Origin of the sequence: Mesorhizobium sp. B2-3-2, from assembly GCF_006442295.1 — a bacterium.
GTDB lineage: Bacteria > Pseudomonadota > Alphaproteobacteria > Rhizobiales > Rhizobiaceae > Mesorhizobium.
The window spans coordinates 674,360-701,085 of sequence record NZ_VFWA01000001.1; the positions used below are offsets into that span (position 1 = coordinate 674,360).

The 26,726-nt window shown below is 63.2% G+C and carries 28 protein-coding genes and 1 tRNA gene; 11 read left to right on the plus strand and 18 right to left on the minus strand.

Annotated elements, in window-relative coordinates; translation table 11 throughout:
• Positions 1-7: 7 nt before the first annotated feature.
• Positions 8-1,096, minus strand: coding sequence for a COX15/CtaA family protein (locus FJ964_RS03330; RefSeq protein ID WP_140549056.1), 1,089 nt, complete (start codon positions 1,094-1,096; stop codon positions 8-10).
• 181 nt (positions 1,097-1,277) lie between these two features.
• Here FJ964_RS03330 and FJ964_RS03335 point away from each other — a divergent pair, with 181 nt between their 5' ends.
• Positions 1,278-1,493: a DUF2842 domain-containing protein gene (locus FJ964_RS03335; protein WP_140522178.1), complete on the plus strand. Its 216-nt coding sequence runs from the start codon at positions 1,278-1,280 to the stop codon at positions 1,491-1,493.
• A gap of 17 nt (positions 1,494-1,510) precedes the next feature.
• Here the strand turns inward: FJ964_RS03335 and FJ964_RS03340 are convergent, their stop codons facing one another.
• Positions 1,511-2,569: a polysaccharide deacetylase family protein gene (locus FJ964_RS03340; protein ID WP_140549057.1), complete on the minus strand. Its 1,059-nt coding sequence runs from the start codon at positions 2,567-2,569 to the stop codon at positions 1,511-1,513.
• 86 nt (positions 2,570-2,655) lie between these two features.
• On the opposite strand from FJ964_RS03340, the gene FJ964_RS03345 reads away from it, so the two are divergent.
• Positions 2,656-3,882, plus strand: a complete 1,227-nt coding sequence (locus tag FJ964_RS03345; RefSeq protein WP_140549058.1) for a GNAT family N-acetyltransferase — start codon at positions 2,656-2,658, stop codon at positions 3,880-3,882.
• Positions 3,883-3,921: 39 nt separating this feature from the next.
• On the opposite strand, the gene FJ964_RS03350 is transcribed toward FJ964_RS03345, so the two are convergent.
• A complete protein-coding gene (locus FJ964_RS03350; RefSeq protein WP_140549059.1) occupies positions 3,922-6,171 on the minus strand; it encodes an exopolysaccharide transport family protein in 2,250 nt (749 codons plus the stop codon).
• Positions 6,172-6,424: 253 nt separating this feature from the next.
• On the opposite strand from FJ964_RS03350, the gene FJ964_RS03355 reads away from it, so the two are divergent.
• The 5 genes from FJ964_RS03355 to FJ964_RS03375 all read left to right on the plus strand — a co-directional run bounded on the left by FJ964_RS03355 (position 6,425) and on the right by FJ964_RS03375 (position 11,156).
• Entirely contained in the window at positions 6,425-6,988 is a 564-nt protein-coding gene (locus FJ964_RS03355; RefSeq protein WP_140549060.1) for a polysaccharide biosynthesis/export family protein, read from the plus strand.
• 9 nt (positions 6,989-6,997) lie between these two features.
• On the plus strand, positions 6,998-8,128 hold the full coding sequence (locus tag FJ964_RS03360) for a glycosyltransferase family 4 protein (protein WP_140549061.1): 1,131 nt from the start codon (positions 6,998-7,000) through the stop codon (positions 8,126-8,128).
• 93 nt (positions 8,129-8,221) lie between these two features.
• Complete coding sequence (locus tag FJ964_RS03365) at positions 8,222-9,757, plus strand: undecaprenyl-phosphate glucose phosphotransferase (RefSeq protein ID WP_140549062.1); 1,536 nt, start codon at positions 8,222-8,224, stop codon at positions 9,755-9,757.
• Positions 9,754-11,043 (plus strand): O-antigen ligase family protein, encoded by a 1,290-nt coding sequence (locus tag FJ964_RS03370; protein WP_140549063.1) that lies wholly within the window; start codon positions 9,754-9,756, stop codon positions 11,041-11,043. The genes FJ964_RS03365 and FJ964_RS03370 overlap by 4 nt, the downstream gene beginning before the upstream one ends.
• A gap of 36 nt (positions 11,044-11,079) precedes the next feature.
• Positions 11,080-11,156, plus strand: a tRNA-Pro gene (locus tag FJ964_RS03375).
• 45 nt (positions 11,157-11,201) lie between these two features.
• Here FJ964_RS03375 and FJ964_RS03380 read toward each other — a convergent pair.
• Entirely contained in the window at positions 11,202-11,663 is a 462-nt protein-coding gene (locus tag FJ964_RS03380; protein WP_140549064.1) for a YbaK/EbsC family protein, read from the minus strand.
• A gap of 151 nt (positions 11,664-11,814) precedes the next feature.
• Positions 11,815-12,099 (minus strand): helix-turn-helix transcriptional regulator, encoded by a 285-nt coding sequence (locus tag FJ964_RS03385; protein ID WP_140549065.1) that lies wholly within the window; start codon positions 12,097-12,099, stop codon positions 11,815-11,817.
• A 286-nt stretch (positions 12,100-12,385) separates the two neighbouring features.
• On the opposite strand from FJ964_RS03385, the gene FJ964_RS03390 reads away from it, so the two are divergent.
• Positions 12,386-12,997 carry a hypothetical protein gene (locus FJ964_RS03390; RefSeq protein WP_181172346.1) on the plus strand — a complete coding sequence of 204 codons (612 nt, stop codon included), beginning with the start codon at positions 12,386-12,388 and terminating at the stop codon, positions 12,995-12,997.
• A 224-nt stretch (positions 12,998-13,221) separates the two neighbouring features.
• Positions 13,222-13,407 (plus strand): hypothetical protein, encoded by a 186-nt coding sequence (locus FJ964_RS03395; RefSeq protein WP_140549066.1) that lies wholly within the window; start codon positions 13,222-13,224, stop codon positions 13,405-13,407.
• A 298-nt stretch (positions 13,408-13,705) separates the two neighbouring features.
• Here FJ964_RS03395 and FJ964_RS03400 read toward each other — a convergent pair whose 3' ends face one another.
• The 7 genes from FJ964_RS03400 to FJ964_RS03430 form a co-directional block, all read right to left on the minus strand.
• Positions 13,706-14,008, minus strand: a complete 303-nt coding sequence (locus FJ964_RS03400) for a hypothetical protein (RefSeq protein ID WP_140549067.1) — start codon at positions 14,006-14,008, stop codon at positions 13,706-13,708.
• Positions 14,009-14,108: 100 nt separating this feature from the next.
• A complete protein-coding gene (locus FJ964_RS03405; protein ID WP_140549068.1) occupies positions 14,109-14,648 on the minus strand; it encodes a MerR family transcriptional regulator in 540 nt (179 codons plus the stop codon).
• Between the two features lie 224 nt (positions 14,649-14,872).
• Positions 14,873-15,196, minus strand: a complete 324-nt coding sequence (locus tag FJ964_RS03410; protein ID WP_140494007.1) for an integration host factor subunit alpha — start codon at positions 15,194-15,196, stop codon at positions 14,873-14,875.
• Between the two features lie 101 nt (positions 15,197-15,297).
• Positions 15,298-16,269, minus strand: a complete 972-nt coding sequence (locus FJ964_RS03415; protein WP_140549069.1) for a beta-ketoacyl-ACP synthase III — start codon at positions 16,267-16,269, stop codon at positions 15,298-15,300.
• Between the two features lie 9 nt (positions 16,270-16,278).
• Entirely contained in the window at positions 16,279-17,349 is a 1,071-nt protein-coding gene (gene plsX, locus FJ964_RS03420; protein ID WP_140494009.1) for a phosphate acyltransferase PlsX, read from the minus strand.
• A gap of 119 nt (positions 17,350-17,468) precedes the next feature.
• Positions 17,469-18,017, minus strand: coding sequence for a DUF177 domain-containing protein (locus FJ964_RS03425; RefSeq protein ID WP_140549070.1), 549 nt, complete (start codon positions 18,015-18,017; stop codon positions 17,469-17,471).
• Positions 18,014-18,562, minus strand: a complete 549-nt coding sequence (locus FJ964_RS03430; protein WP_140549071.1) for a ubiquinol-cytochrome C chaperone family protein — start codon at positions 18,560-18,562, stop codon at positions 18,014-18,016. Before FJ964_RS03430 ends, FJ964_RS03425 begins: the two co-directional genes overlap by 4 nt.
• A 114-nt stretch (positions 18,563-18,676) precedes the next feature.
• On the opposite strand from FJ964_RS03430, the gene FJ964_RS03435 reads away from it, so the two are divergent.
• The gene (locus FJ964_RS03435; RefSeq protein WP_140549072.1) at positions 18,677-19,189 is read left to right on the plus strand and encodes an outer membrane protein assembly factor BamE; all 513 of its coding nucleotides are present in this window, start codon (positions 18,677-18,679) and stop codon (positions 19,187-19,189) included.
• A 232-nt stretch (positions 19,190-19,421) separates the two neighbouring features.
• Here the strand turns inward: FJ964_RS03435 and FJ964_RS03440 are convergent, their stop codons facing one another.
• Both FJ964_RS03440 and FJ964_RS03445 read right to left on the minus strand, forming a co-directional pair.
• Complete coding sequence (locus FJ964_RS03440) at positions 19,422-21,563, minus strand: sodium-translocating pyrophosphatase (RefSeq protein ID WP_140549073.1); 2,142 nt, start codon at positions 21,561-21,563, stop codon at positions 19,422-19,424.
• A 231-nt stretch (positions 21,564-21,794) separates the two neighbouring features.
• On the minus strand, positions 21,795-22,295 hold the full coding sequence (locus FJ964_RS03445) for a DUF2165 domain-containing protein (RefSeq protein ID WP_140549074.1): 501 nt from the start codon (positions 22,293-22,295) through the stop codon (positions 21,795-21,797).
• Between FJ964_RS03445 and FJ964_RS03450 the strand changes: the two genes are divergently transcribed.
• Positions 22,267-22,608 (plus strand): hypothetical protein, encoded by a 342-nt coding sequence (locus FJ964_RS03450; protein ID WP_224713231.1) that lies wholly within the window; start codon positions 22,267-22,269, stop codon positions 22,606-22,608. The genes FJ964_RS03445 and FJ964_RS03450 overlap by 29 nt on opposite strands.
• Before the next feature lie 25 nt (positions 22,609-22,633).
• Here the strand turns inward: FJ964_RS03450 and FJ964_RS03455 are convergent, their stop codons facing one another.
• From FJ964_RS03455 to FJ964_RS03470, 4 genes are all read right to left on the minus strand, one after another.
• Positions 22,634-23,383, minus strand: coding sequence for an ABC transporter permease (locus FJ964_RS03455; RefSeq protein WP_140549076.1), 750 nt, complete (start codon positions 23,381-23,383; stop codon positions 22,634-22,636).
• Positions 23,380-24,318: an ABC transporter ATP-binding protein gene (locus FJ964_RS03460; protein ID WP_140549077.1), complete on the minus strand. Its 939-nt coding sequence runs from the start codon at positions 24,316-24,318 to the stop codon at positions 23,380-23,382. The genes FJ964_RS03455 and FJ964_RS03460 overlap by 4 nt, the downstream gene beginning before the upstream one ends.
• The gene (locus FJ964_RS03465) at positions 24,315-25,478 is read right to left on the minus strand and encodes an ABC transporter permease (RefSeq protein WP_140549078.1); all 1,164 of its coding nucleotides are present in this window, start codon (positions 25,476-25,478) and stop codon (positions 24,315-24,317) included. Before FJ964_RS03465 ends, FJ964_RS03460 begins: the two co-directional genes overlap by 4 nt.
• A gap of 196 nt (positions 25,479-25,674) precedes the next feature.
• On the minus strand, positions 25,675-26,586 hold the full coding sequence (locus tag FJ964_RS03470; RefSeq protein ID WP_140549079.1) for an ABC transporter substrate-binding protein: 912 nt from the start codon (positions 26,584-26,586) through the stop codon (positions 25,675-25,677).
• Between the last annotated feature and the right edge of the window lie 140 nt (positions 26,587-26,726).

Sequence of the window (26,726 nt, forward strand, 5' to 3'; positions counted from 1 at the left end):
GCGAGACTCAGCGCCCGACGGCGATCTCGTGGGGCAAGGGATAGGCGCCCTTGGTGCCGCGCCAATGCGCGGCGGCAAACCCCAGCACGATCAACGCGAATCCCTGATGGGCCAGCGCCAAGTGCAGCGGCACATGCATCAACAGCGTGCCGATACCGATGGAGGCCTGCACCAGCACCAGGGCAAACAACAGCGTCGCGCGGCGGGCATGCGTTGAACCGGGCAGACGGCGACGCGTGGCGATCACGTGCCACAGGGCGACGACGAACACCGTGTAGGCGCCGATCCGGTGCACGAACTGCACCGTCTTGGGGCTTTCGAAGAAATTGCGCCATGCCGGCTCCAGGATCAGCAAATCGCCGGGGATGATCTTACCGTCCATCAGCGGCCAGGTGTTGTAGCTCAGGCCGGCGTCGAGCCCGGCCACCAGACCGCCGAGATAGATCTGGATCAGCGCCAGAAGCACTATGAAACCAGCCAGTTTCTGGGTCGAGCGATCGGCCGCAGGCTCCGAATGCGGCGCCAGTCCGCGCGCGACGACCATAGTGGCCGTGAAGATCAACGCGGCAAGCGTCAAATGGGTGGCAAGCCGGTACTGGCTGACCGAGACGCGGTCGACCAGGCCCGAGGCGACCATCCACCAGCCGATGGCGCCCTGCAGACCGCCGAGAAGCAGGATGCCGACCAGCTTCGGCCCCAGTCCGCGCTCGATACGGCGCGCCGCCCAGAAGAACAGCAGCGGCAAGGCAAAGACCAGACCGACGCTGCGCGCCAGGAGACGATGTGCCCACTCCCACCAGAAGATCGACTTGAATGCCTCGATGCTCATGCCCTTGTTGAGCTCGGCATATTGCGGGATCTGCTGATAGCGCTGGAATTCCTCTTGCCATTCTGCGTCGTTGAGCGGCGGGATGACGCCGTGGATCGGCTGCCACTCGGTGATCGACAGGCCGGACTCGGTGAGCCTTGTGGCGCCGCCGACCAGCACCAGCGCGAACAGCACCAGAAGCACGACGTAGAGCCAGCCACGCACCAGCGCGCGGTTGTGCAGATCGCGGTCACGCGCCTCGTAAGGCGCGGCAGTAATGGCGGCCATGGATTTTCCCGGCAGGTTGAGGTCGCGGATTGGTGGACCATCGCATTCCCGCATGCAAGACCGGATGGCGCGGCACGCCGTCGCGCCGCGTCTGCCGGGTTGCGCAGCTTCGCGACAGGTTCTATGCGAAGCCGACACATTGAGCTGGGCCGCACCTTCGCCCAGCTCCAGGAGGCCAACCATGCCCGTGCGCCTGAAAAAGCTGATCGGAATGTTCCTGCTGGTGGCGCTTGTCATCATCTATGCGCTGGTCGCATCGATCTTCGCGGTCGCCCGACTGTCCGAGGCGGGCCCGTGGACGCATTTCCTGTTCTTCCTGCTGAGCGGCCTGCTCTGGGTGCTGCCGGCGATGGGCATCATCAAATGGCTGATGCTGGAGCCCCGACCCAAGCGCTGAACCGTGGCCGGCCGCCGTCAGACGGTGACCACCATCTTACCGGCGTTGGCGAGCGGCGTCGTCACGCCCGACAGCATGGTGCGGATGTGGGCGAGGTTCTGATAACGGCCGTTGACCGAGATGCGCGGCAATGCGTGCAGGAAACCGGCGTGTTCGGCGCGCAGCACGCCATGGCGGGTGGTCACGGCCGAAGTGTAGCCGGCATCGCGGACAAAACCCACTTCACGGCAGCCGACGGCGCTGGCATAGCCGTAGGGATAGGCGAAATGGCGCGGCTCCTTGCCCAGCTCGGCTCGCAGGATGGACCTCACCCCGACGGTTTCGTGCCGCGCATCGGCTTCTGAAAGCCGCTTCAGATTACTATGGTTGATCGTATGGGCGCCGATCGTCACCAGCGGATGCGCTGCGACCGCGCGGATCTGCGACCAGGTCATCAGCGTGTCTACGCGCGGCCGGTCGGCGTCGACGCCGTTCGCATGCGCCAGTTCGCGCAGCACGGCGCGCAGGTCCTCCTCGCGAATCTCGGTGGTGAGATAGGTGTGCAGCCGTGCGATGGCCTGGAGCTTTTTGGCCGGGCTGGTGCAGTCGATCGTCGTTTGCCCGTCGGGCGTCGTCAGGGTCAGGCGATCGCCCGCGTTGACGAGATCCTCGACCAGGTCCCACCACAGATCCGCAGTGCCGTTGATCAGCCCGGGAGCCACATAGATGGTGATCGGCGCGCCGTGCTTTTCGAGTACCGGCAAAGCCTCGGTCATGTTGTCGCGATAGGCGTCGTCGGCGGTGATGGCGGCGAATTGGCCGCCCTTGCCGCGCGCCGCGATACGCTCCACCGCCTCGTCCATCGAGACGAAGGCGTAGCCATCCGCCTTCAGGCCGGCGATCATGGCGTCGAGGAAGCCAGGCGCAATGTTGAGATGACGGTTGACGCTATTGGGCTTTTCGGGCTTTGCCGTAACGCGGTGCAGCATGAGGATGGCGCCAATACCGCCGACCAGCGGTTTGGCCAGCGGTGCGAGGCCGGTATAGCGGGCGACGTTGAGCGCCAGCTTTCGGATTGCCTCCCCGCCGTCGATCATTCCTTCACCTTTTGCGCCTAGGCTAACCAAGCACGGATATGCCTGAGCGCCCCAAATCGGCAGCAATACGCCCTAAGGATTGAGGTATGGTTGACGCGGCCGCGTCATTTGACGGCAATCGCCTGGCGGCAACCGAAGCCTCGCCCTGCGCGCCGCCGACAGACTCGGCCGGGCTGTCGGTTTCCACCGCTTCCGCCGATGGGCTCGCGGCCTATGCCGCGTTCTGCCGCTCAGCTTTGTTCGCGCCGGCGCAGAGCGCGGCGTGGATCCGCAACTGGGCCGCGCAGGTCGAGCCGGACCCGGTCGTGGCGATGCTGAATTGTGAAGGCAGGCCGGTTTTCGCACTGGCGCTGGAGGTCGTCGGCCATGGGCCATTCCGTATTGCCCGCTTCATGGGCGGCCGCCACGCCAACGGCAATTTCGTCGCCGCCGACCCGCAATGGCTTGCCAGGGCGGACAGCGCCGCTATTCGTTCGACCCTGGCGGCTATAGGCGAGGCTCGCCCCGACATCGATCTCGTCGCCTTCGAACGCCTGCTGCCCGACCTCGATGGCGTAGCCAACCCACTCGCCTCGTTCGATCATTTCGACAGCCCGAACCTGTCGCTCGCCGTCGACCTGGCCGGCGGTTTCGATGCACTGCTCTCTCGCACAAACGGAAAGCGCAAACGCAAGAAGCACCGTTCGCAGACGCGCAAGTTCGAGGCCATCGGCAGCCATCGGCGCATCGAGGCGCGGACTGTGGACGAGGTCGGCTGGCTGCTCGACGGCTTTTTCGAGATGAAGGAATTCCGCTTCCGCAGGATGGGCATCGCCAACGTCTTCGGCGACGATCAAGTGCGCGCGTTCTTCCGTGCTTTGTTCACCGAGGCACTTGCCGAGGACAAGCCCTCCTTCGTGCTGCACGGGCTCGAGGTTGCCGGCAAGCTTCGCGCCGTGACCGGATCGAGCCGCGCGGGCAAACGCCTGATCTGCGAGTTCGGCGCGATCGCCGAGGATGACCTCGCCCACACCAGCCCCGGCGACTTCCTGTTCTTCGACAATATCCAGGAAGCCTGCGAGGCGGGTTTCGAGGTCTATGATTTCTCGGTCGGCGACGAGCCGTACAAGCGTTTATGGTGCGATATCGAAACGCAGCATTTCGAGGTGCTGGTTCCGCTGACGTCGAAAGGCCGCGCACTGGCGCTGGGGCTGCGGCAAAGCGCCAGGCTGAAAGCCGTCGTCAAGAACAGCCCGACGATGTGGAGGCTGACCAAGCTGCTGCGTCGCAAGGCCGCTGGCCAGGCGCCGGCGGCCGCCGAGGACGGTAGCTAACCCCTTCCAACGTGATGACCGCACGCTCCCTCGACGGACTCAAGCCGCCGAGCGCCTTCCCGGCACCGGGGTGCCCGGCGGTTCGTGGCCGATCGGGGTCACCAGCGTCAACTCCGGATAGCCATTCTCGATCAGCTTGACGGCGGCCTGCGTCACCTCATCATCCGGCTCCAGCATGGAGAGGAACACCTCGGTCGCCTCGCCACCCAGCCGGCTGATCCCTTGCGCGTCGGCGGGCCCGCATTCGACCACCACAAGGTCATAGGCGGTGGTCAGCGATTGCATGATGATGGGTAAGCGGTCGGCGGCGCGCATGGCGCGAACCGGATCGGCGGTGCCGACGGGAATGACATGGCAGTCGGAATAGAGGTCGGGGTGGATGACCTCGCTGAACTGCGCCTGCGACGCGAGCAGGTTGGTGATGCCCGGGAACAGCCCGCTGTCGAGCATCGGCCGCGAGGCGGCGCCGGAAGCCGTGAGGTCGAGCAGCAGCACGCGCAGCCCGGCGTCGGAGACCTCGCGCGCCACCAGGATCGCGGACGCGGCCGCCTCGTCACCTTCCGGTGACACGAAGATGGCGCGCGCGGCGCCGCTTGCGATCAGCTTTTCCGCCGCTTTTTCGACGTCGATCTCGCCCAGCACCGAACGCGGCCTGGTTTTGGCGACCGGGACGGCCTCGGCGACAGGAGCGGTTTCGGCGACCGGGGCGCCAGCGGCGGCTTCGACCTCTGTGGCAGGTTCCGCCGGCGAGGGCAGATCCGGTTCCGCCATCATCTCCGGTTCTGCCGCTTTCTCGGCGTGGTGCTTAGGCCCGAGCTCCGGAATGATCGTCGGTTCCCTGGCCGCGACCGGCATCGCCACCTCGTCGATCGGCTCGAAGCGAGCGCCACTGGCGGGGCGCATGGCGCGGCCGGAAAAGAGTTCGCGCAGCAGCGTGAACACCGACATGAGCAAAACCGAGGCGGCAAAAGCAGCACCGACGATCGGCCCGATCTTGGGGAAGTAGGCCTCGGAAGGCACCACGGCCTTCGAGATGACACGTGCGTCGACCGGCACGTAGTTGCGATCCTGGCGCGAAGCCGCCTCGCGGTAGTTGGTCAGGTAAAGTTCGAGCTGCTGGCGCTTGGCGGCAGCATCACGCTGCAGCGCATCGAGACCGACTTGCTGTTCGCCCGCCTCCGCCGCAGCCGCCTTCAGCGTGTTGACGTCGGCGACGAGCTGGCTCTCACGTGCCTTGGCGGCATCGGCCTGCATCGCCAGGCCCTTCATGACCTTCTGAGCTTCGCTGCGGATCTGCGCGTCGAGATCGGCCAGTTGCGATTTTGCCGCGCGAATGCGCGGATGATTGTCGAGCAGCGTGGTCGACAGGTCAGCGATGTTGGCGCGCAGCTCGACCTGCCGCTCGCGCAAGCGCTGAATGAGATCGGACGACAGCACTTCGGGCAGCGAATCCAGCGAACCGCCGTTCTGCAGCGCCTTGCGCACGCTTTCGGCGGTGCCTTCCGCTGCGGCGCGGTTGGCCCGCACCCGCGACAATTCGGTCGACAGTTCGGCCAGTTGTTGGGTGGCGAGCACAGAATTGTTGCCGCCCACCAGAAGGTCCGACTGGGCGCGATAGGCGGCGACCTTGGCCTCGGCATCCCTGACCTGCTTCTGCAAATCGGCGATCTCGGGAGCCAGGAAGTCCGCGGCGGCGGTGTTGGATTCGAGCTTGGCCGCGCCCTGCCCTGCAATGTAGGCGGCGGCAATGGCATCGGGGATAGCAGCCGCGAGCTTGGGATCTTCCGAAGAGAACTCGATGGCGATGATACGCGTCTTTTCAACCCCATAGACGTTGAGCTTCTCGCGCATCTTCTTCAGGACGCGTTCGTCGACCGGGATATCCATGGGATCGTTCTTCAACCCCACCAGGATCAGCAGGCGGCTGAGAGGCGACATATCGACAGTTTCATCGAATTCGTGCAATCGCGACAGATCAAGCTTCTGCGCTACCTGCTTGAGGATTTCGTTGGACGAAATGATCTGGACCTGGGTGGCGACGCCTTGCTCATCGAGGATAGGCTTGTCGCTGTCATTGCTGCCGGCCGGGCGCGTGTAGACGGATTCACGCGTATCGATCTGAACCTGCGTCTGGGCCTTGTAGTGCTTGGTTGCCAGCGAAGCGAGCGCAAACGCCAACCCGGTAACCACCAGGGAGACGACCAATATTCGCAGCCAGTTCCTCGCCAGGCTGGCGAAGAGCTGCCTGAGATCGACGTCAACGTCTGCGGCCGTGGACTGAACGGACATGCATCCTACTCCGATACGGATCGCATGCACCGTAAACAACTATGGTAACTCAGCCGTTAAGATCACAGGAAGCTTCCGTCAGGACTTACTGGCAGGCGCCAAGCAAAACCGTCAAAGTTGTAAAACTCCTGCCGATCGGTGCCGTATCGATCGGGCCCTTTACCGGCCATTAACCCTAACAGGACGATAACGGACGCGCTCTCAGATGTTTGCTGCGACGCCGCAGCGGCCAGTCGAAGGTATGTGTCCTGTCATGAAAAGCACTGCTTCCCTTTTTCGCGCGCTGCTTGCCGTGTCGATGCTTGCCGGCTGCTCCAGCTACCGGCCGACACCGGCCGCTTTCCATGCGGTGCTCGATCAACCCTATCGCCTGGGCGCCGGTGACCGCGTCCGCGTCACCGTGTTCGAGCAGGACGGGTTGACCAACACCTATAGTGTCGATCAGTCCGGCTATCTCTCGTTCCCGCTGGTCGGCGCCGTGCCGGCGCGCGGCCACACCGCCCAGCAGATGGAAAAGGAAATCGCCGACAAACTGCGCCAGGGCTATTTGCGCGACCCTGACGTTTCCGTCGAGATCGACCGCTACAGGCCTATCTTCGTCATGGGCGAAGTGGGAGCCGCCGGCCAGTATTCCTATGTGCCCGGCCTCACCGTTCAGAAAGCCGTCGCCATTGCCGGCGGCTTCACGCCGCGCGCCAACCAGGAAAGCGTCGACATCACCCGAGATATCAACGGCAAGGTGATGACCGGCCGGGTTGTCACGTCAGACCCGCTGCTGCCCGGAGATACCGTCTATGTGCGCGAACGTCTGTTCTGACGAACACACGTGGCGGACAAACTCAGGATCGTCCATTGCTTTCGTTCACCTGTCGGGGGGATCTTTCGGCATGTGCGGGACCTCGCGGAAGCTCAGGTCGCCGCCGGCCATTCGGTCGGCATCGTGTGCGATTCGACCACAGGCGGGGAATTCGAGGAGCGCCTGTTCGATCGGATGAAGGCCATGCTGGCGCTCGGCATCCATCGCACGCCGATGCAGCGCCATGTCGGACTGGGCGATCTCGCCTCGGCCTGGCGCACCTACGGGATCATCAAGGAATTGCGGCCGGACGTGCTGCACGGGCACGGCGCCAAAGGTGGCGCCTATGCCCGTCTGTTCGGCTCATTGTTGCGGGTATCAAGGTCTCGCGTGGCCCGCCTTTATTCGCCGCATGGCGGTTCTCTCCACTATGACGAGAGCACGTTCACGGGAAAGCTGTTCTTCGCGCTCGAGCGATCCATGGCTCACTTCACCGACTGTCTGCTGTTCGTCTCGGACTATGAGCGACGCACCTATCGCAGGAAGGTCGGCGAGGCGCCCGTTCCGAACGCGCTGGTCTACAATGGCCTGCGCGCGGCCGAGTTCGATCCCGTTCCGGAGAAGCCTGGAACGGTGGACCTGCTCTACATCGGCATGATGCGTGACCTCAAGGGACCCGACATCTTCATCGACGCGCTGGCCCTTGCCGGGACACGGCTCGGACGCCCGCTGGGCGCGGTCATGGTGGGCGACGGCGACAACCTGCCTCGCTACCGCGCGCAAGTGAGGCGGCTCGGGCTCGACGGCAACGTGCGTTTCCTGCCGCCTATGCCGGCCAGGGATGCCTTTGCGCTGGCCGCACTGGTCGTCGTTCCCTCGCGCGCCGAAGCATTGCCCTATGTCGTGCTGGAGACGCTTGCGGCGGGGAAACCGATGATCGCCACGGCCGTCGGCGGCATACCGGAGATTTTCGGCGCCGAATCCCCTGCCCTGATCAGGCCTGATCCGCTGCAACTTGCCGACAAGATGGCCGAAGCGCTGGCCGATCCCGCCGCCTATCGAAAACTGATGCCCGATCACGCCGATCTGGAGGCACGCTTCGGAGCCGATGTCATGGCCGCCGAGATCGAGAAGGCGTATTTCGCGGCGCTGGCCAAATAGACCACCGTCCCAAGCCCTTCCAAAGCCACGCGTTGTTTCAAGGGTTTCTTAGCTCTCTTTTGCTATTGCCTGGGGGAAGCTTGCGGAAACCCCATGAACGAGATCGATCCCGTGCACCGCTTTTCGGCAGAGGCTGTGCGCAAACTCGACACCCCGACCGATGGCGGCATGCCGGGCGGCATGAATGATGTCGCCCGTCAGGTCGCCTCGCAATACCGGCGCGATACGATGTCGCCCATCATGGTCAGCGGCGTCCTGCGGATGGTCGAGTTCGCAGTGCTGTTTCTTTCCGGGCTCGGCGTCTATTTCTACTTTGTCGGCTTCTTCAACTATTTCGCCTGGCAATATCCGCTGACGATCGCCGCCGCGTCGTTCCTTGCAGTGGTGCTGCTCGACGTCACCGATTGCTACCAGATCGTCTCGCTCATGCGGCCGATCGCCAATTTTGGACGTTTGCTGCTGGTCTGGGCCGGCACGTTCGCCCTCATGGCGCTGACGGCATTCGTGATGAAGATATCTGAAAACTATTCACGATTGCTGTTCGGCACCTGGTTCGCCGTCGGTTTCATTCTCATCTTCGGCCTGCGGCTGGTGATGTCGAAGCTGATCCGGCGCTGGGCGCGCGACGGCCACATGGAGCGGCGCGCCGTCATCGTCGGCGGCGGCAAGGCAGCGGAGGTCCTGATCCGCTCGGTCGAGAGGCAGCCCTATAACGACATCCGCATATGCGGCATCTTCGACGATCGCAGCGACAAACGCTCGCCGCCTATCGTTGCCGGCTATCCCAAGCTGGGCACAATCTCGGAGCTGATCGAATTCGCCCGCATCGCCCGCATCGACATGCTGATCGTGTCGCTGCCGCTGACCGCCGAATCGCGCGTGCTGCAATTGCTGAAGAAGCTGTGGGTGCTGCCGGTCGATATCCGGCTGTCGGCGCATTCCAACGCGCTGCAGTTTCGTCCCCGCGCCTATTCCTACATCGGCTCCGTGCCGATGCTCGACATCTTCGACAAGCCGATCAACGACTGGGATTCGGTGGCCAAGCGCGCCTTCGACATCGTTTTCAGCCTGATCGGCATCGTCGTGTTCTCGCCGGTGATGCTGGCGACAGCAATCGCCATCAAGCTCGACAGCAAGGGACCGGTGCTGTTTCGCCAGAAGCGGCATGGTTTCAACAATGAGGTGATCGAGGTCTACAAATTCCGCTCGATGTATGCCGACCGGTCGGACCCGACCGCCAAGCAGACGGTCACCAAGAACGATCCGCGCGTCACCCGTGTCGGCCGCTTCATTCGCAAGACCTCGATTGACGAACTGCCGCAGTTCTTCAATTCGCTGCTGGGTTCGCTGTCGTTGGTCGGCCCGCGCCCGCACGCGATTGCCGCGCAGTCGCACAACCTGCTCTACAACGAAGTGGTCGACGGCTATTTCGCCCGCCACAAGGTCAAGCCCGGCGTCACCGGCTGGGCCCAGATCAATGGCTGGCGCGGCGAGATGGACACCAACGAGAAGATCCGCATGCGGACGGAATACGACCTCTACTACATCGAGAACTGGTCGATGCTGTTCGACCTGCGGATCCTGTTCCTGACGCCGATCCGGCTGCTCAACACGGAAAACGCCTATTGAGCGCGGTCACCCATGACCTGCCGCGCGCGGCGGTCAACGCCAAGCTGATCGCGCTGATTTCCTCGGGCGCGGTCGGGCTCGGCATCCTGCTTTCCGGCTTCGTCATCAGCGAGCCGGCCCCATACGAAATCTACATGGCCGGCCTGATTGCCATCTGGGCGCTTTTCGGTTTGAGGATTTCGCGCGCGGCCGCGCCGCTGCTGGTGCTTCTGGTGACGATGAATATCGGCGGCATGATCGCCATGACGCAGATGTCGGACCTCGCCAACACACCGCTCTACCTTTCAGTGTCGCTGTTTCTCGCTTTCAGCGCGGTGTTCTTCGCATCGGTCACCGCCACGCAGCCGAGCCTCTACCGGCTGATCTTCATTGCCTATGTCATATCCGCGGTGATGACGTCGCTGCTCGGCATAGCAGGCTATTTCCATGCCTTCCCGGGCGCGGAGATGTTCACCAAATACGACCGCGCCGCGGGCGCCTTCCAGGACCCGAACGTGTTCGGGCCATTCCTGGTTCTACCCGGCATCTATCTGCTCTATCTGCTGCTGACCGGGCCCGTCTCGCGCATGCCGCTGCTGGCGATGCCGCTGCTCATCATCACATCAGGCATCTTCTTCTCCTTCTCGCGCGGCGCCTGGGGCATGTTTGCCGTCTCTGCCGTTCTGCTCACCGGCTGTCTGTTCCTGCAGAGCAACAGCGGCATGTTCAGGCTGCGCGTGGTGGTGATGACCATTGCGGCATTGTCGCTGCTGACGATCGCCATGATCGTCATCCTGCAACTGCCCGGCGTGGCGGAGATGTTCTCCAACCGTGCCCATCTCGAACAAAGCTACGACACCGCCCGCCTCGGCCGCTTCGCCCGCTATGCGATCGGCTTCCAGATGGCGATGGAGCATCCGTTCGGCATCGGACCGCTGGTGTTCGGCACCATCTTCGGCGAGGACACCCACGACATCTGGCTGAAGATGCTGATGGACTATGGCTGGCTCGGCTTCGTATCGTTCCTGACGCTCGTCATCTGGACGATAGGTGCGGGATTCCGCATCCTGCTGCGCGACCGGCCATGGCAGCCCTATCTCCTGTGCGCCTATGTCGCCTTCATCGGCAATATCGGACTCGGAACCTTCATCGACATCGACCATTGGCGCCATGTCTACCTGCTGCTTGGATTGGTCTGGGGGGCGATCGCACTGGAACACCGCTACCAGCGGCAGTTACGGATGGCGATGCCGGATTCAACAGCCATCGCATCCACACGGGCGCGAAAAGCGCCGAATTTCGGTTGACCCGAGCGGGGTTATCACGATACATCGCGACCGGTCCGGAGTGTAGCGCAGCCCGGTAGCGCACTTGACTGGGGGTCAAGGGGTCGTCGGTTCGAATCCGGCCACTCCGACCATTCTAAACAAGGACTTCCCCCACAGTCCGTCTTATCGATTGCCATCTACCCCTGGCAGACATCGACCCATTCGGCGTCGGTGAGATCAGCCATGCGTTGCGGCGCGATACGCACCGCCGCGTTGGTGGCGCCGGCGGCGGGCACGACCTCTTCGAAACCGCGCAGCGACACGTCGCAATAGACCGGCAGCGGCGTCGGCAGACCGAACGGGCAGACACCGCCGACCGGATGGCTGGTTGCCTCGACAACCTCGGCGGTCTCCAGCATGCGCGGCTTGCTGCCGAATCGATCCTTGAACTTGCGATTGTCCAGCCTGGCGGTGCCGCTGGTCACGACCAGCATGGTGCGTTCGCCGACGCGAAGGCAGATCGTCTTTGCGATCTGCGCCGGCAACACGCCGTGCGCCTGCGCAGCCAATGCTACGGTCGCCGAACTCGCCTCGGTCACGATCACGTCGATATCGGGCGCCTTGCCGGCGAAAAAGGCACGAACGGATTCCAGGCTCATCGAAACCCCGCGGATCGGCATGACGAAGCAGCAAGCTAGCCGGCGCGTCCATAAACACGTGCCAAGGGTAAGCAGGCAAGCCTTCAGTCACGGCAAACAGAAAACCCGCCAAGATCCCCGGCGGGTTTTCGAACATGCTTGGCACTGGCCCTTACAGCGCGGGGCGGTCTTGCGCAGCCCGCGCCTGCGCGGCCGTGCCGAGCAGCGCCTCCTGAGGAAGCCGAAGCGCCGACGCAATACGGCGGAGCTTCGACGGATCGGCCGTCCTGCCGTTCTCGATATCCTCGATTTCGTCGACCGCCAGACCGGTTGTCAGGGACAGCTCCTCGACACTGTATCCCTTGGTTTCCCGAATCGTTCTGAGGGCGCTATGGCCTTGCCCGGCTTCGCTGGCAACCAGTTCCGGGAGGGGTTCGCGCTTTGCACTGTATGGCATTGGCAACTCCGTTGGCTGAAAGAGTTTGATGAAAATGGTGTTGCCTGAGACGGCGAGAACATGCCCGCTTGCGGGTGATTTGCCAAGTCACAAACTGGCCGTCACAGCATCGTGAACCGGGGTGTGGCTTACGTCGCTCGCAGCCTTTCTCGATCAAGTTCTTTTGAACGCCTGATCCCCTCGTCGCTCGACAATTTTGACACCCTGTTCGTTGTTTCAATTGCGCCGGCGCGAGACCCAAGACCGTTGCCGGCGCGGCTATCATTTTTGCGAAAGGATCGATGCGATGAAATTGCGGACAATCATGATCGTGCTCGGCACGCTTTCCAGCCTTGGCATTGCTGCAACCAGCGCGCCGGCGGCAGACACGGTGCGCGTGCGCGGCGTCGTGGCCAGTTCCGATCAATCCCAGTTGACGGTGAAAAACCGCCAGGGTGGCATGGATAAGGTCAAGCTAGCCGCCGGATGGAAGATATCGGGCGTTGCGGGCGCGTCGGTAAAGGACATCAAGCTCGGCGATTTCCTCGGCATAGCGTCCGTGTCGAAGGCCGACGGCGGCAGCGGTGCGCTCGAGGTCGTGGTGTTTCCCGCTGCCTTGAAAGGCACGGGCGAAGGCGACCGCGCCTGGGACCTCAAGCCCAACAGCCGCATGACCAACGGCACCGTCGCCGACGTGACCGAGGTGAATGGCCGCGCGGTGACGCTGACCTATGACAACGGCCAGACAAAGAAGATCTCAATCCCCGACAAGACGCCGGTCGTCACCTTTGCGCCGGCCGTGCCGGCCGATCTCAAGCCCGGAGCGCCCGTCGTGGTCACCGCGACGCGCGGCGCCGACGGCACGCTGAGTGCCAACCGCGTCGTGGTCGGCAACAATGGCGTGGTCCCGCCCATGTAAATAAGCCGGTTGGATCTGCGGCCTCGTACCGAAATTTCTCCCGCTCATCGGCACTGTGAGCTCAGCCTGTCGGCGGAGCCCACAGCCTGCGCCGCCAGACACATTCCAGAAACAAAATTCTATATTCGGGAAATACTGACGAAAAAAAACGGGAGCGTAATCCCGCTCGCGGCGAACAGGCTGTTGGCCTGATTCAGATTGCCTGCGAAAAAAGGAAAATATCCATGAAGAAGTCCCTCCTCTCGGCCCTCGGGCTTGCAATTGCACTTGCATTCACCATGCCAATCCTGGGCGCAACCAGCGCTGATGCGGCGCCGATGCACAAGCATCACCGTCACCATCGCAAGCACCATCGCAGTCACCACTACCATCATCACCACCACCACAAGGTTATGGGCAAGAAGGCCTGAGCTTAACCGATTGCCAATGAGAAGATCGGTTTTGGCCTCTCGTTCGAAGCCGGTCTCCTCTTGGTTTCCTCCGGACACGGGCCGTATCAGTGCGATTCCCGCGGAGCCCGAGCTACAAGGAGCGTCTGCTCTGAGGAAAAATCCCCTGTTCGTTATACAGACCGACAAACTGGTTGAAGGGTTCTTTCTTCGCGGCGCCCGAAGGCGCCGCTGTCCCAAACTGGGTGCACTTTCGCGCGACATGAATCGCCCTTCGGCGGTTGTGGCGAGGCCGTCTTTCGAGTGGTGTGAAATAAAGTCAGCGCCGGCTGAACAGCAGACTGGCGACCAGGCCAACCACCACGAGACCTATGGCGGCGGCCGTCGCCGGATGCTCGCGGGCTGATTTCTCGATCGCCCTGCCTCGTTCGCGGATCGCCGGCATCGCATCGTGCAGACGTTCCGCAAGGTCGGAATACGTGTCAAGCGCCGCGTCGCGACCGCCTTCGTAATAAGCGCCGCCCCGCCTGGACACGGCCTTCTTCAGGGCCGCCAGTTCCCTGGAGAGTGCAGCGACCCGCTTGTCGAGATCGACGTCCGAGAGGGTCGAGAATGATGCCATGGTGCGTTTCCTTGTCTGCTCAAGCCTTGTCTTGCTCAAGGAAATGTAACGCATCACCCAAAGGCGGGTTCCCGGTCTTCAGGCGCCGGCCGGTTGCCCGTCAGCGCACCTGGTCGAGGAGGCGCTTGCATTCGAGCAGGTCGAACAACGCTTCCTGCAACAGCGCGCGGTTGTCGCGCGACAGTTTCGAAGCGTCCGGCTGGACCGGGCCTTCCTCGTCGCTCTTGCCAAGGCCGAAGAAACGGCGGCTGGGCTTGACCCTCGGCTGGCCAACCAGTTCGTCATCTCCGCCGCGCGGCTGCGCTGCCGCCGTCAACGGCACCTGATCGGCCTGCTTTCGTTGCGAGATCGCCTCGACGGCGGCCATGTCGCCATTGCCGATGGCAACCAGGAAATGGTTGCCGTTTTCACGCAACAGCTTCTGCACGCCCTTGATGGTGTAGCCCTGCTCGTAGAGCATATGGCGGATGCCCTTGATCAGTTCGACATCCTGCGGCCGGTAGTAACGGCGGCCGCCTCCGCGTTTCATCGGCTTGATCTGGTTGAAACGCGTTTCCCAGAAGCGCAGCACGTGCTGCGGCAGATCGAGGTCTTCGGCGACCTCGCTGATGGTGCGAAAGGCGTCAGGGCTCTTGTCCATGGGCGAAATCCTCACACTGGAGCATGATCCCGGGACATGGGAACCGGCGTTCGAATGGGATTCCCTCGACAGGAGGGGAGCTCATTCCGGCTGCGCGTAACGATCACGCGGAACACCAATCCGGCCATGTTGCCGAATCGGGTCTCATTTCAGCGGTTTGTGAGGCAATATTCAAGCCCGGCATGATCGCAAGGCCTGTTTTCAACCGTGCATTTGGAGCGAGCCTACTTGCCGCCCTTTGCCTTGCCGCTCTGGTGGGAACGCAAAATGCGGTTCTTCAGCACGTTCGACGACTTGAAGGTCATCACCCGGCGCGGCAGGATCGGCACTTCTTCGCCGGTCTTGGGATTGCGCCCGATGCGCTCGTTCTTGGAGCGGACGTGGAATGTCGCGAAAGACGACAGTTTCACCGTCTCGCCACGGACGATCGCCTCGCAGATCTCGTCCAGCACCGCCTCGACGAGTTCGGCCGATTCAGTGCGCGACAAACCTACCTTGCGGTAAACGGCTTCGGCAAGGTCGGCGCGCGTAAGTGTCTTTCCCCCCATGCGACCGTCCCATCAGCTCAAAACATAAAATCGACACAACAGCGGCAGAGCCTAAGTAATTGATCCGGCAAGGTCAAGGACCGAACCGGACCGTTCGGCACTTACCAGCGAAGCAGAACCGCGCCCCAGGTGAAGCCGCCGCCCATCGCTTCCAGAAGCACCAGGTCGCCCTTTTTGATGCGGCCATCGGCAACAGCCACAGAAAGCGCCAGCGGCACGGAAGCAGCCGAGGTGTTACCGTGCAGATCGACCGTCACCACCACCTTTTGCTCGGCTATCCCGAGCTTCTTGGCGGAAGCGTCAATGATCCGTTTATTGGCCTGATGCGGCACGAACCAGTCGAGGTCGTCGGCGGTGATGCCGGCCTGCGAGAACGTCGCCTCGATGACGTCGGTGATCATGCCCACCGCATGCTTGAAGACCTCGCGGCCTTCCATCCTGAGATAGCCGACCGTTCCCGTCGTCGAAGGCCCGCCGTCGACAAAGAGCTTGTCCTTGTGCGCGCCGTCGGAGCGCAGGCTCATCGCCAGCACGCCGCGGTCGGCAATGCTGCCATCCCCCTCGCCGGCTTCAAGAACCAGGGCACCGGCGCCGTCGCCGAACAGAACGCAGGTCGAGCGATCGGTCCAGTCGAGGATGCGCGAAAAGGTTTCCGAGCCGATCACCAGCACGCGCTTGGCCAAGCCGCCGCGAATATAGAGGTCGGCCGTGGTTACCGCATAGACGAAGCCCGAACACACCGCTTGCAGGTCGAAGGCAAAGCCGTGATGCATGCCGAGCCGGTTCTGGATCTCGACGGCTGTGGCCGGAAAAGTGTTGTTGGGCGTCGAGGTCGCCAGCACGATCAGGTCGATGTCTCCGGGTGTCAGACCGGCATCGGCGAGCGCTACGCGCGCCGCCGCCTCACCCAGCGAAGCGGTCGTCTCGTCGTCGGCCGCGATATGGCGCTGGCGGATCCCGGTGCGCTGGGCGATCCACTCGTCCGAGGTTTCGACCATGCCTTCAAAGTCGGCATTCTTCATGATGCGGCGGGGCAGCGCGGCGCCCATGCCGCGCACGACTGATCTGATCAAAGTTCTTTCCTATTCCTTTGCGTCGCTGACGACGTCGGATTTCCTAGATGTCTGGGCATGCGGATTGCGCGCATGGAACAAGTCCAGGTCGGCCTCGATGCGGTCGAGCAGATTGTTGCGCACCATGTCGTAGCCGAGTTCGATGGCGGCGGCGAAACCATCCGAATCGGCGCCGCCGTGGCTTTTGACCACAATGCCGTTCAGCCCGAGGAAAACGCCGCCATTGGAGCGGCCCACATCCATTTTCTCGCGCAGGCGATCGAACGCACCCTTGGCGAAGATATACCCGATCCTGGCCATCAGTGTACGGCTCATCGCCGCTCGCAGGTAACCGCCAATCTGGCGCACCGTGCCTTCCGCCGTCTTCAGGGCGATGTTGCCGGCGAAGCCTTCGGTGACGACGACGTCGACCACGCCCTTGCCGATGTCGTCGCCCTCGACGAAACCGTGATAGTTCATCGAGGCCATATTGGCTTCACGCAGCATGCGCCCAGCCTCCTTGACCTCTTCCTGGCCCTTGATCTCCTCGACCCCGACATTGAGCAGGCCGACACTGGGCCGCGAGACGCCGAAGACCGATCGGGCCATGCCGGTTCCAAGGATGGCAAAATCGATGAGCTGGTGCGCATCCGCGCCAATGGTGGCGCCGACGTCGAGGACTACGCTTTCGCCGCGCAGCGTCGGCCAAAGTGCCGCGATCGCCGGGCGGTCTATGGTAGCCATGGTGCGCAAGCAGAATTTCGACATCGCCATCAGCGCGCCGGTGTTGCCGGCCGAGACGCACGCGTCCGCCGTGCCCGACTTGACCGCCTCGACAGCCTTCCACATCGATGACTTCCAGCGGCCATGGCGCAGCGCCTGGCTCGGCTTGTCGTCCATCCTGACGGCCACCTCGCAATGGAAGAATTCACTCACACCGGCCAGCTTGGGAAATTTGGCCAGTTCGGGCCGTACGGCCTCCTCCCGCCCGTAGATGACGAAGCGAACGTCGGGACGGCGGGTCGCGACGGTCATGAGCGCCGGAATGACCACGGCTGGTCCGTGATCGCCGCCCATGGCATCGATGGAAATCCTGATCACGCGGTATTCATCTCACGGTTTTGCTTAGGCGGCGGATCGTTTTAGTGATCGCGAAGGTTCGGCGAAAATAGCGGTTTTGGACATTCGCACAACCGACTTTTCCGTCGCGGGCGAGGTTTTCAGGATTTTCCCAGCAGCGACCGCAGTTTCTGCTGAAATTCATTCTCCACCGGTTCGGCCTCGCCGCCGGCATCAAGCGTCGCACCCGGCTTGCGCGGATAAGGATCGATGGCCAATCCGAAGAACTGCTCGGCGAGTGCGCCGACATCGATCGTGTCGCCTGAAAATGTTTCGGGACTGTCAGGTCCATCCGCGTCGAGCAGGATCTCGCCGCCGCCTTCGAAACCCTGTCGTCCAAGCTTGGAGTCCTCGGGCAGGAACAGAGCCTCGAATGATTCGTCGATATTCGCTCCGACCGGATCGAGCGTGACGATACAGGCTTGGGTGATGTGGGCCTCGACCCGGCCGCTGACCTTCACACCATTGCGTTTCCACGGCGTCACCAGGAACTCGGCGCGGTAGGCTTCGACCGAGAGCAAGCTGTGCTCCTCGGCGAGTTTCGCGCGCTGCGTGGCGTCGGCCTCGATGACCACCGGCAGGCCCTTCTGCGGCAGGCGGGCGACGTTGGCAAAAAACGACACCGGGCTTTGCGGATCGGCGTGCTTCATCGATCTGCCTCCTGGGCGAGCGGAAAGGTCACTGTGCCGGAGACGATCGCCCGGCACGGCTGCGCGGCCAGCCGGTTGCGGGCATCGGCGACATAGTCGGACAGTCGCAACGCTTCCGCCCAGGCCACAGCATCGGGCCGGATATTGCGTGCAAGGGCGGCGGTGAGCCCATCATGATCATTGCGCTCCAATGCGTCGTCATAGGCGGCGGTGCGGCCATAAAACATCTTCGCCAGCTTTTTCATGCGCTTGGGCACTCCGACGTCACCAATGCCGAGTTCCCGCAGCGAATGGTCGACGTCCAGGAAAAACTCGTCGATCAGCACCTGAGCGATCTCCTGCGCCACGCCGTCTTCGCCACGCAGCCGGTGCTGGACCAGGAACATGTGCAGCGACAGCATCTCGAAACGGCCAAGTGGCGTGTCCGGCACATTCCAGTGGGAATAAAATACGGTCTGCCGCGCGGCCGCCACGATTTGTGCGTAAAGCGCGTCGGTGATGGCGCGGTTGGCGTGGCGTTCGCGACCAAAAAGGCGCTGGAACATGGGGATGGTCTCCGGGGACCGTTTGTTGAATTGGCCTTGTTGCATCGGCAAGCAAGCTGGTTTACCGGTTTTGCGGCCCAGCGCAAGTTGCGGCGATATAATGGAGAATTGTTGTTGCGCGCGCTGAATTTCAAGTCGACCTTCTCTTCCAGGCCCGCTGGCGCGATCTCGCTGCTGGCCATCATTGCGGCGCTTTCGGCCTGCAACAGTTCCAAGATGATCGGCGATCTGAACCCCAGCGAAACGCTGACGCAGGGGTATGTCATCGATCAGCAGGCGATCGATTCGGTGCCGGTCGGCTCGAGCCGCGAGCAGGTGCTGCTCGCGCTCGGCACGCCCTCGACGACGGCGACCTTCGACAATGAGGCCTTTTATTACATCTCGCAGACTCGCAAGCGCTACGTCGCCTTCGACAAGCCGCGACTGATCGATCAGCATGTGCTGGCGGTCTATTTCGGGGCCGATGGGCGGGTCACCCAGATCGCCAATTACGGCCTGAAGGATGGCAAGATCTTCGATTTCATATCGCGCACCACGCCGACTGGCGGCAAGGACCAGAACTTCCTCAGCCAGATCATCAACGGCGCCAGCAAGCTGGCGCCCGGCATTCCCGGCGGCACTCCCTGATCTCAGACCGCCTTCCCTCGGGGAAGGCAGCAGCATCTCAGGCGACCAAAAACCCGTGGGAGCGATCCCGCGGGTTTTTGTGGAGCGGGAGAGGCCGGCTCGCCGGCGATGGGCAGCCAGCCACGGCAGGACGCGGACGCAGCCGTTGAAATTCGCTTTTCCACTTTCCGAAACCGCCGTCAAATAAAAACCCGCGGGGATTGCTCCCCGCGGGCTTTCAACGCTTTGCCGCTCAGCCGTGCGCCAGCACCGCCAGCAGCAGGAGCGCCACGATGTTGGTGATCTTGATCGCCGGGTTGACCGCCGGGCCGGCGGTGTCCTTGTAAGGATCGCCGACCGTATCGCCGGTCACCGAGGCCTTGTGCGCCTCGGAACCCTTCAGGTGCTTGACGCCGTCCTTGTCGGTGAAACCGTCCTCGAACGACTTCTTGGCGTTGTCCCAGGCGCCGCCGCCCGAAGTCATCGAGATGGCGACGAACAAGCCGTTGACGATGACGCCGAGCAGCGAGGCGCCGAGAGCCGCAAAGGCCGATGCTTTCGAGCCCGAGATCAGCAGCACGCCGAAATAGACGACGAGCGGCGCCAGCACCGGCAGCAGCGACGGGATAATCATTTCCCGGATCGCCGCCTTGGTCAGAAGATCGACCGCGCGCGCATAGTTCGGCTTGGACGTGCCGGCCATGATGCCCGGGTCGTCACGGAACTGCTTGCGCACCTCCTCGACGATGGCGCCCGCCGCGCGGCCGACGGCCGTCATGGCGATGCCACCGAACAGATACGGGATCAAGCCGCCGAAGATCAGGCCGGCGACGACGTAGGGGTTGGAAAGATCGAAGGAGACCTCGCCCATGCCCTGGAAGTAGGGGTATTTGTCGCCATTGGCGGCAAAGAATTTCAGGTCGTTCGAATAGGCCGCGAACAGCACCAGCGCGCCGAGGCCCGCCGAACCGATGGCATAGCCCTTGGTCACCGCCTTGGTGGTGTTGCCGACCGCGTCGAGCGCGTCGGTGGAGTGGCGCACTTCCTTGGGCAGGCCGGCCATTTCGGCGATGCCGCCGGCATTGTCGGTGACCGGGCCGAAGGCATCGAGCGCGACGATCATGCCGGCAAGGCCGAGCATGGTGGTGACGGCGATCGCCGTGCCGTAAAGGCCGGCGAGCTGATAGGTCGAGATGATGCCGCCGACGATGACGATGGCCGGCAGTGCCGTCGATTCCAGAGAGACCGCAAGGCCCTGGATGACGTTGGTACCGTGCCCGGTCACCGACGCCTGGGCGATCGAGTTGACCGGACGCTTGTTGGTGCCGGTGTAGTACTCGGTGATCACGACGATGAGACCGGTCACCACGAGGCCGATCAGGCCGCAGATGAACAGGTTCTTGCCGGTGATGACCATGCCGGCGACGGTGCCGACCTCGCCCCAGCCGAGCGTGGCCGAGGTGGCCACGCCCAGGCCCACGATGGACAACAGGCCGGTGACGATCAGGCCCTTGTAGAGCGCGCCCATGATCGAGCCGTTGGAGCCGAGCTTGACGAAGAAAGTGCCGACGATCGAGGTCAGGATGCAGGCGCCGCAGATGGCGAGCGGATAGAGCATCGCCGCACCCAGAATGGCGGTGCCGCCAAAGAAGATGGCGCCCAGAACCATGGTGGCGACGACTGTGACCGCATAGGTCTCGAACAGGTCGGCGGCCATGCCGGCGCAGTCGCCGACATTGTCGCCGACATTGTCGGCGATGGTGGCGGGGTTGCGCGGGTCGTCCTCGGGAATACCGGCTTCGACCTTGCCGACCAGATCGCCGCCGACATCGGCGCCCTTGGTGAAGATGCCGCCGCCGAGACGGGCGAAGATCGAGATCAGCGAGGCGCCGAAGCCGAGTGCGACCAGCGAATCGATGACGACGCGGTCATTGGGCTGAAGCCCCATGAAATGGGTGAGGATCAGGTAGTAGATCGACACGCCAAGCAGGGCAAGCCCGGCAACCAGCATACCGGTGATGGCGCCCGACTTGAAGGCGATGTCGAGGCCGGCGGCAAGGCTGTTGGAGGCGGCCTGTGCCGTGCGAACATTGGCCCGCACCGAAACATGCATACCGATGAAGCCGGCCGCGCCCGAAAGCACGGCCCCGATCAGGAAGCCGATCGCGGCGGTCATGGACAGCAGCCACCAGGCGAGCAGCAGCACGACCACGCCGACGATGGCGATGGTGGTGTACTGGCGCGCCAGATAGGCTTGCGCGCCCTCGCGGATGGCTGCGGAGATTTCCTGCATGCGTGCATTGCCCTGGTCCGAAGCGAGGACCGAACGTGTCGCCCAGATGGCGTAAAGGACAGAAAGCAGGCCGCAGGCGATGACGGCGGAAATTATGGTCATTGCCGGGTTTTCCTCGATTGCTGGCCCAAAAGAACCCCTCCCTGGGCCGTTGAGACAAAGACGGAATCCCGTGCGCGGAATCCCCCTCTTCGCAGCGGTGTATGCGAAACAGGGCCGCGAACGTCAAGATATTGTTCGGTTTTTGCCCGGCTTTCGCCCAAAAGAGCCGGACAGCGGCAGGTGTCACCATGCCGCTGCTGCTTTATATCGATTGAAATCGCCAATCAGCCGTCAGGCCTGGCGCAGATCGCCGTCTGGCTGAATGACGAAGATCAGCACCGTCAGCATAGTCATGTAGAACATGAATGCCTTCTGTTGGCCGTTCCAGATGCTCGACTGCCACATGGCGAACCACTCGCCGCCCACCACCATGAATCCAAGATACCAGATCAGGAATCCCATCGTCGCGGCGATAACGGCGAATTTCTTGGCATCGTTGAAAACCTGTCCGCTGGCATTGCGCGCTTGCCACAGGTTCCAGGCCGCGATCAGGTAGAGCAGACAGGTCAGCGCCTCGCCGGCGATGATGAGCCAGTAGCCCGTCGTCCACAGCGAGGGGTTGGTGATCGAGCGATACATCAGCGCGTTGCCGGGAAAGGTCGTGTCCATGCTCAGCACGTGCTGGACAAAGGCGAAGTTTGAGCCGTAATCGGTGACGTTGCCGAAAGCGACAAGAAAGGCGAAAGCCGCCAGACAGAGACACATGACGATCTTGGAGAAGCGCAAGGTCATGGCAAGAACTCCTGCTGAAGGATCGGGGCATCGGCCCAATCAATCGCCGAGTCCCGAAGATCGCGCAACTGGCAGGCGGGTGTCGATTATGCTCACGGCCAGCGCAAGACATTATGCCGGCAAGCAAGTCATCGCCGAACCCATCGAGGCGCTGCAGCTCGGCAGCGATTGCGCCGTGGGTGATCTTGTCTCGCTCGTGAAAGCCGGTACACAACACGACTTTGCCGTCATCTGCCGCCGCTGGATCTGCAAAGAGCAAGGCATCGAACTCGAACTGACGCTCGACCACCCTGCCCGTTCAAGTGGACGTTGAAAGATCGGAGCACCTGGACGGAAGCCTACTCGGCCTGGCGCCCCATGCGCCGCGCGGCATAGCGCTCGACCGCCGACAATCCGTCATAGATCAGCACGGCCAAGGCGGCGACGATCAGGCCGCCCTGCAAGATGAAAGCGAGATTGTTGGACAAGAGCCCGGCAATGATCACCTCGCCCAACGTCTTCGCTGCAACCGTCGAGCCAATGGTGGCGGTGGCGAGGCTGATAACCACCGACAGCCTTATACCGCCGAGGATGACCGGCGCGCTGAGCGGCAATTCGACCTTCAGCAGCCTTTGCCAACCGGTCATGCCGGCACCGCGCGCCGCTTCCATGACATTGCCGGGCAACGTCGTCAGGCCGGTCAGCGCGTTCTCGAAGATCGGCAGCAAACCATAGAGGAACAATGCGATCAGCGTCGGCTTCTCGCCGAACCCGACCGCCGGCACGGCAAGCGCCAGCACCGCCACCGGCGGGAAAGTCTGGCCGATATTGACCAGGCTGCGTGACAGCGGCAGGAATTCGGCGCCGGCAGGCCTGGTGACCAGGATGGCGAGCGCGACCGCCACCACGGTGGCAGCGAGCGTGGCGATCAGCACGGTGCGCAGGTGCAGCAGCATCAGCGTCAGCAGGCTGCCCTGATTGTAGATCACCGGCGCGCCGTTCTCGGTCAGCGGCTTGAGCAGCGGCTCGAACCAGCCGGGACTGGTGACGAAAGCGACCAGCAGCACCACCAGCGCAAGCCTGAGCAGCAACGGCAGCCAGGCCTTCATGCCGGCCTCGCCGCACGCTTCACCAAGCCGTCGACGGTAACGCGGCCGAGCGGCTTGCCGTCGGCATCCTTGACCGGCAGCGCCGGACGGCCGGACCAGAGAAGCTCGGCCAGCGCGTCGCGCTGGCTAGCGTCGCCGAGGATCGCCTCACCTTCCGCCGCGCCCTTTTCGACTGCGTCGCGCACGCGGCCGAGCGACAGCAGCCGGAACGGTTTTTCGCTGGCGCCGACCAGGGTCTCGACGAAGCCGCTCGCCGGCCTCGCCAGTATCTCCGCCGGCCTGGCATATTGTACCAGCTTGCCGGCATCCATGACGGCGATCTTGTCGCCCATATGCACGGCCTCTTCCATGTCATGGGTGACGAGGATGATGGTGGTGCCGAAGCGCCTCTGGATCGCAAGCAGATCTTCCTGCGCCTTGGTGCGGATGATCGGGTCAAGCGCGCCGAACGGCTCGTCCATCAACAGCACATTGGGTTCGGCCGCGAGCGCGCGAGCGACGCCGACGCGCTGCTGCTGGCCGCCGGAGAGTTCGTGCGGGTAGCGTGGGCCGTAGGCCTGCGGGTCGAGTTGATAGAGCGTCATCAGTTCGTCGACGCGGGCCTTGATGCGATCCTTGTCCCACCCAAGCAGCACCGGCACGGTGGCGATGTTCTGCGCCACCGTTCGGTGCGGGAACAGGCCGTGGCCCTGGATGGCGTAGCCGATGCTGCGCCGCAGCTCGTAGCCGGGCACCGAGCGGTTGTCGGCGCCGTCGAGCTTGATGACGCCGGAAGTCGGCTCGACCAGCCGGTTGATCATGCGAAGCAGCGTCGTCTTGCCGGAGCCCGAGGTGCCGACGATGACGCAAAGCGTGCGGGGCTCGATGATCATCGAGACGTCATCGACCACCGTGGTCGCATCGTAGCGCTTGGTAATGCCTTCGATCTCGATCATGCGGGGTCCGCCCTGCGCTTGGTTGAGGTCATTTCGATCACCGCGTCGAGAATGATGGCGGCAGCGAAGGCGAGCGCGACCGTCGGCATGGCGCCAAGCAGCACCAGGTCCATCGCCGTCTGGCCGACGCCCTGGAACACGAACACGCCGAAGCCGCCGCCGCCGATCAGGGCGGCGATGGTGGCAAGGCCGATGTTCTGCACAAGCACTATGCGGATGCCGGTGAGGATCACAGGGAAAGCCAGCGGAAACTCGACGCCGAACAGGCGTTGGCGATCGGTCATGCCCATGCCGCGCGCCGCGTCATTGGCGGCACGCGGCACACCCGCAAGGCCGACTACGGTGTTGGCGACGACCGGCAGCAGCGAATAGAGGAACAGCGCCACGAACGCAGGTGCCGTTCCGATGCCGCGGATACCGAGCGCGGCAGTTCCCGGCACATGCGCCGCCACCCAGCCGAGCGGCGCGATGAGCAGGCCGAACAGCGCGATCGAGGGAATGGTCTGGACGATGTTGAGCACGTTGAGCACGCCGGCGCGCAGGCGCTCGACGCGATGGCACAGGATGCCGAGCGGCAGGCCCAGTATCACCGCCGCCGCCAGCGAACCGAGCGCCAGCGTGACATGTTTGGCGCCCTCGGCCCAGAAACTGTCGGCACGGTTGAAATACTCCTTGAGGATCGAAAGGCTGTCCCAGGATCCCGATATCAGCAGCAGTCCGATGGCGAGCGCGGCAACGACAAGCACGCCGACACGTGACCAGGGAGACAGGTTCATTCTCGTCAGTACGTCGGCCAGCAGGAGGGTAAAGGCGAAGACCAGCAGCCAGAACCCGGAGCCCGGCGAAACGCGCGCGAAGGTGTTGCCTGCCGGGGTCAGGAATGTGCCGGTGACGCCGATCAACAGCGCGAGAGCCGCCAGCGTGATCACGCTGGCGGCAAGGCGCAGGACGAGCGGCGTTTTCAGCAGCGCGACAAGCGCGGCTGCGACAATGACGGCCAAAAGCAGCGGCCCGGCCATTGCGGGAAGTGCCTCAACGATCGAGCGCGCCTGGCCGGGCACGATGCGATTGGCGCGGAACGTGGCGAAAGGAGTGGCGAACGCCGCATAGGCAGCAATCGCGGCAATGACCACGCCGAGCTTGTCGAAGCGGAGCATCATGACGCGCGTTTGCGCGAGGCGCCCCCCTCTGGCCTGCCCCCCACGAGGGGGGAGATCAGATGACGTGATGGCCTTCGCCAATCTCCGTCGTTGTAGAAAGAAGCGAGGCGCGCAAACTGCCAATCTTCCCCTTTGTGGGGGAGATGTCCGGCAGGACAGAGGGGGGCGCCTCGCATCAACGTCACGGGTGCGCTGACTACTTCAAGAACCCGTTCTTTTTCAAAAAGTCTTCCGCCACACCCTTGACCGGCTCTCCGCCGACCTGGACGCGGCCGTTGAGTTCCTGCAGCGTGACGAGGTCGAGCTTGGCGAAGACCGGCTTCAACAACGTCTCGATCTCGGGATGCTCCTTCAGCACCGCCTCGCGGATGATCGGCGCCGGCTGGTAGACCGGCTGCACGCCCTTGTCGTCGTCGAGCACGACCAGCCCGGAGGGCGCGATGCCGCCGTCGGTACCGTAGACCATGGCGGCGTTGGCGCCATTGGTCTGGTTGGCTGCCGCCGCGATGGTCGCGGCCGTGTCGCCGCCGGAGAGCGTGATCAACTGGTCAGGTTTCAACGTGAAGCCGTAGGTGGTCTGGAAGGCCGGCAAGGCCGCGGCTGAATTGACGAACTCGGCCGAGGCCGCGAGCACGACCTTGCCCCCGCCGGCGACATATTTGCCGAAGTCGGACAGGGTGGCGAGCTTGTTGGTCTCGGCCACCTCCTTGCGCAGTGCGATCGCCCAGGTGTTGTTGGCCGGCGATGGCGACAGCCAGACGATCTTGTTGGCGTCATAGTCGAGCTTCTTGGCCGTCTCATACGCCTTGGCGGCGTCCTTCCAGACCGGGTCGTCGGTCTTCTCGAAGAAGAAGGCGGCATTGCCGGTGTATTCGGGATAGATGTCGATCTCGCCGGCGGTGATTGCCTTGCGCACCACCGGCGTGCCGCCGAGCTGGATGCGGTCAGTGGTCTTGATGTTGTTGGCATTGAGGACGAGCTGGATGATGTTGCCGAGCACGCCGCCCTCGGTGTCGATCTTCGAGGAGACGACCACCTGAGCATTCGCCGACGCTATCGTAATACCGAGCGCGAGCGCCGCGCCAACCAGAATCTTGATTGAAAACATTGTGAAAATCCCTTGCTGTGAACCGGAATTCGGTGCCGCATATGAGCACGGCTCCAACGTCTCGTCGGGGCACACGGTTTCATAACAAGTGGTACAGACGCAATATTTTTGTTCGGAGGCCAATTGCGACGCGACGCTGG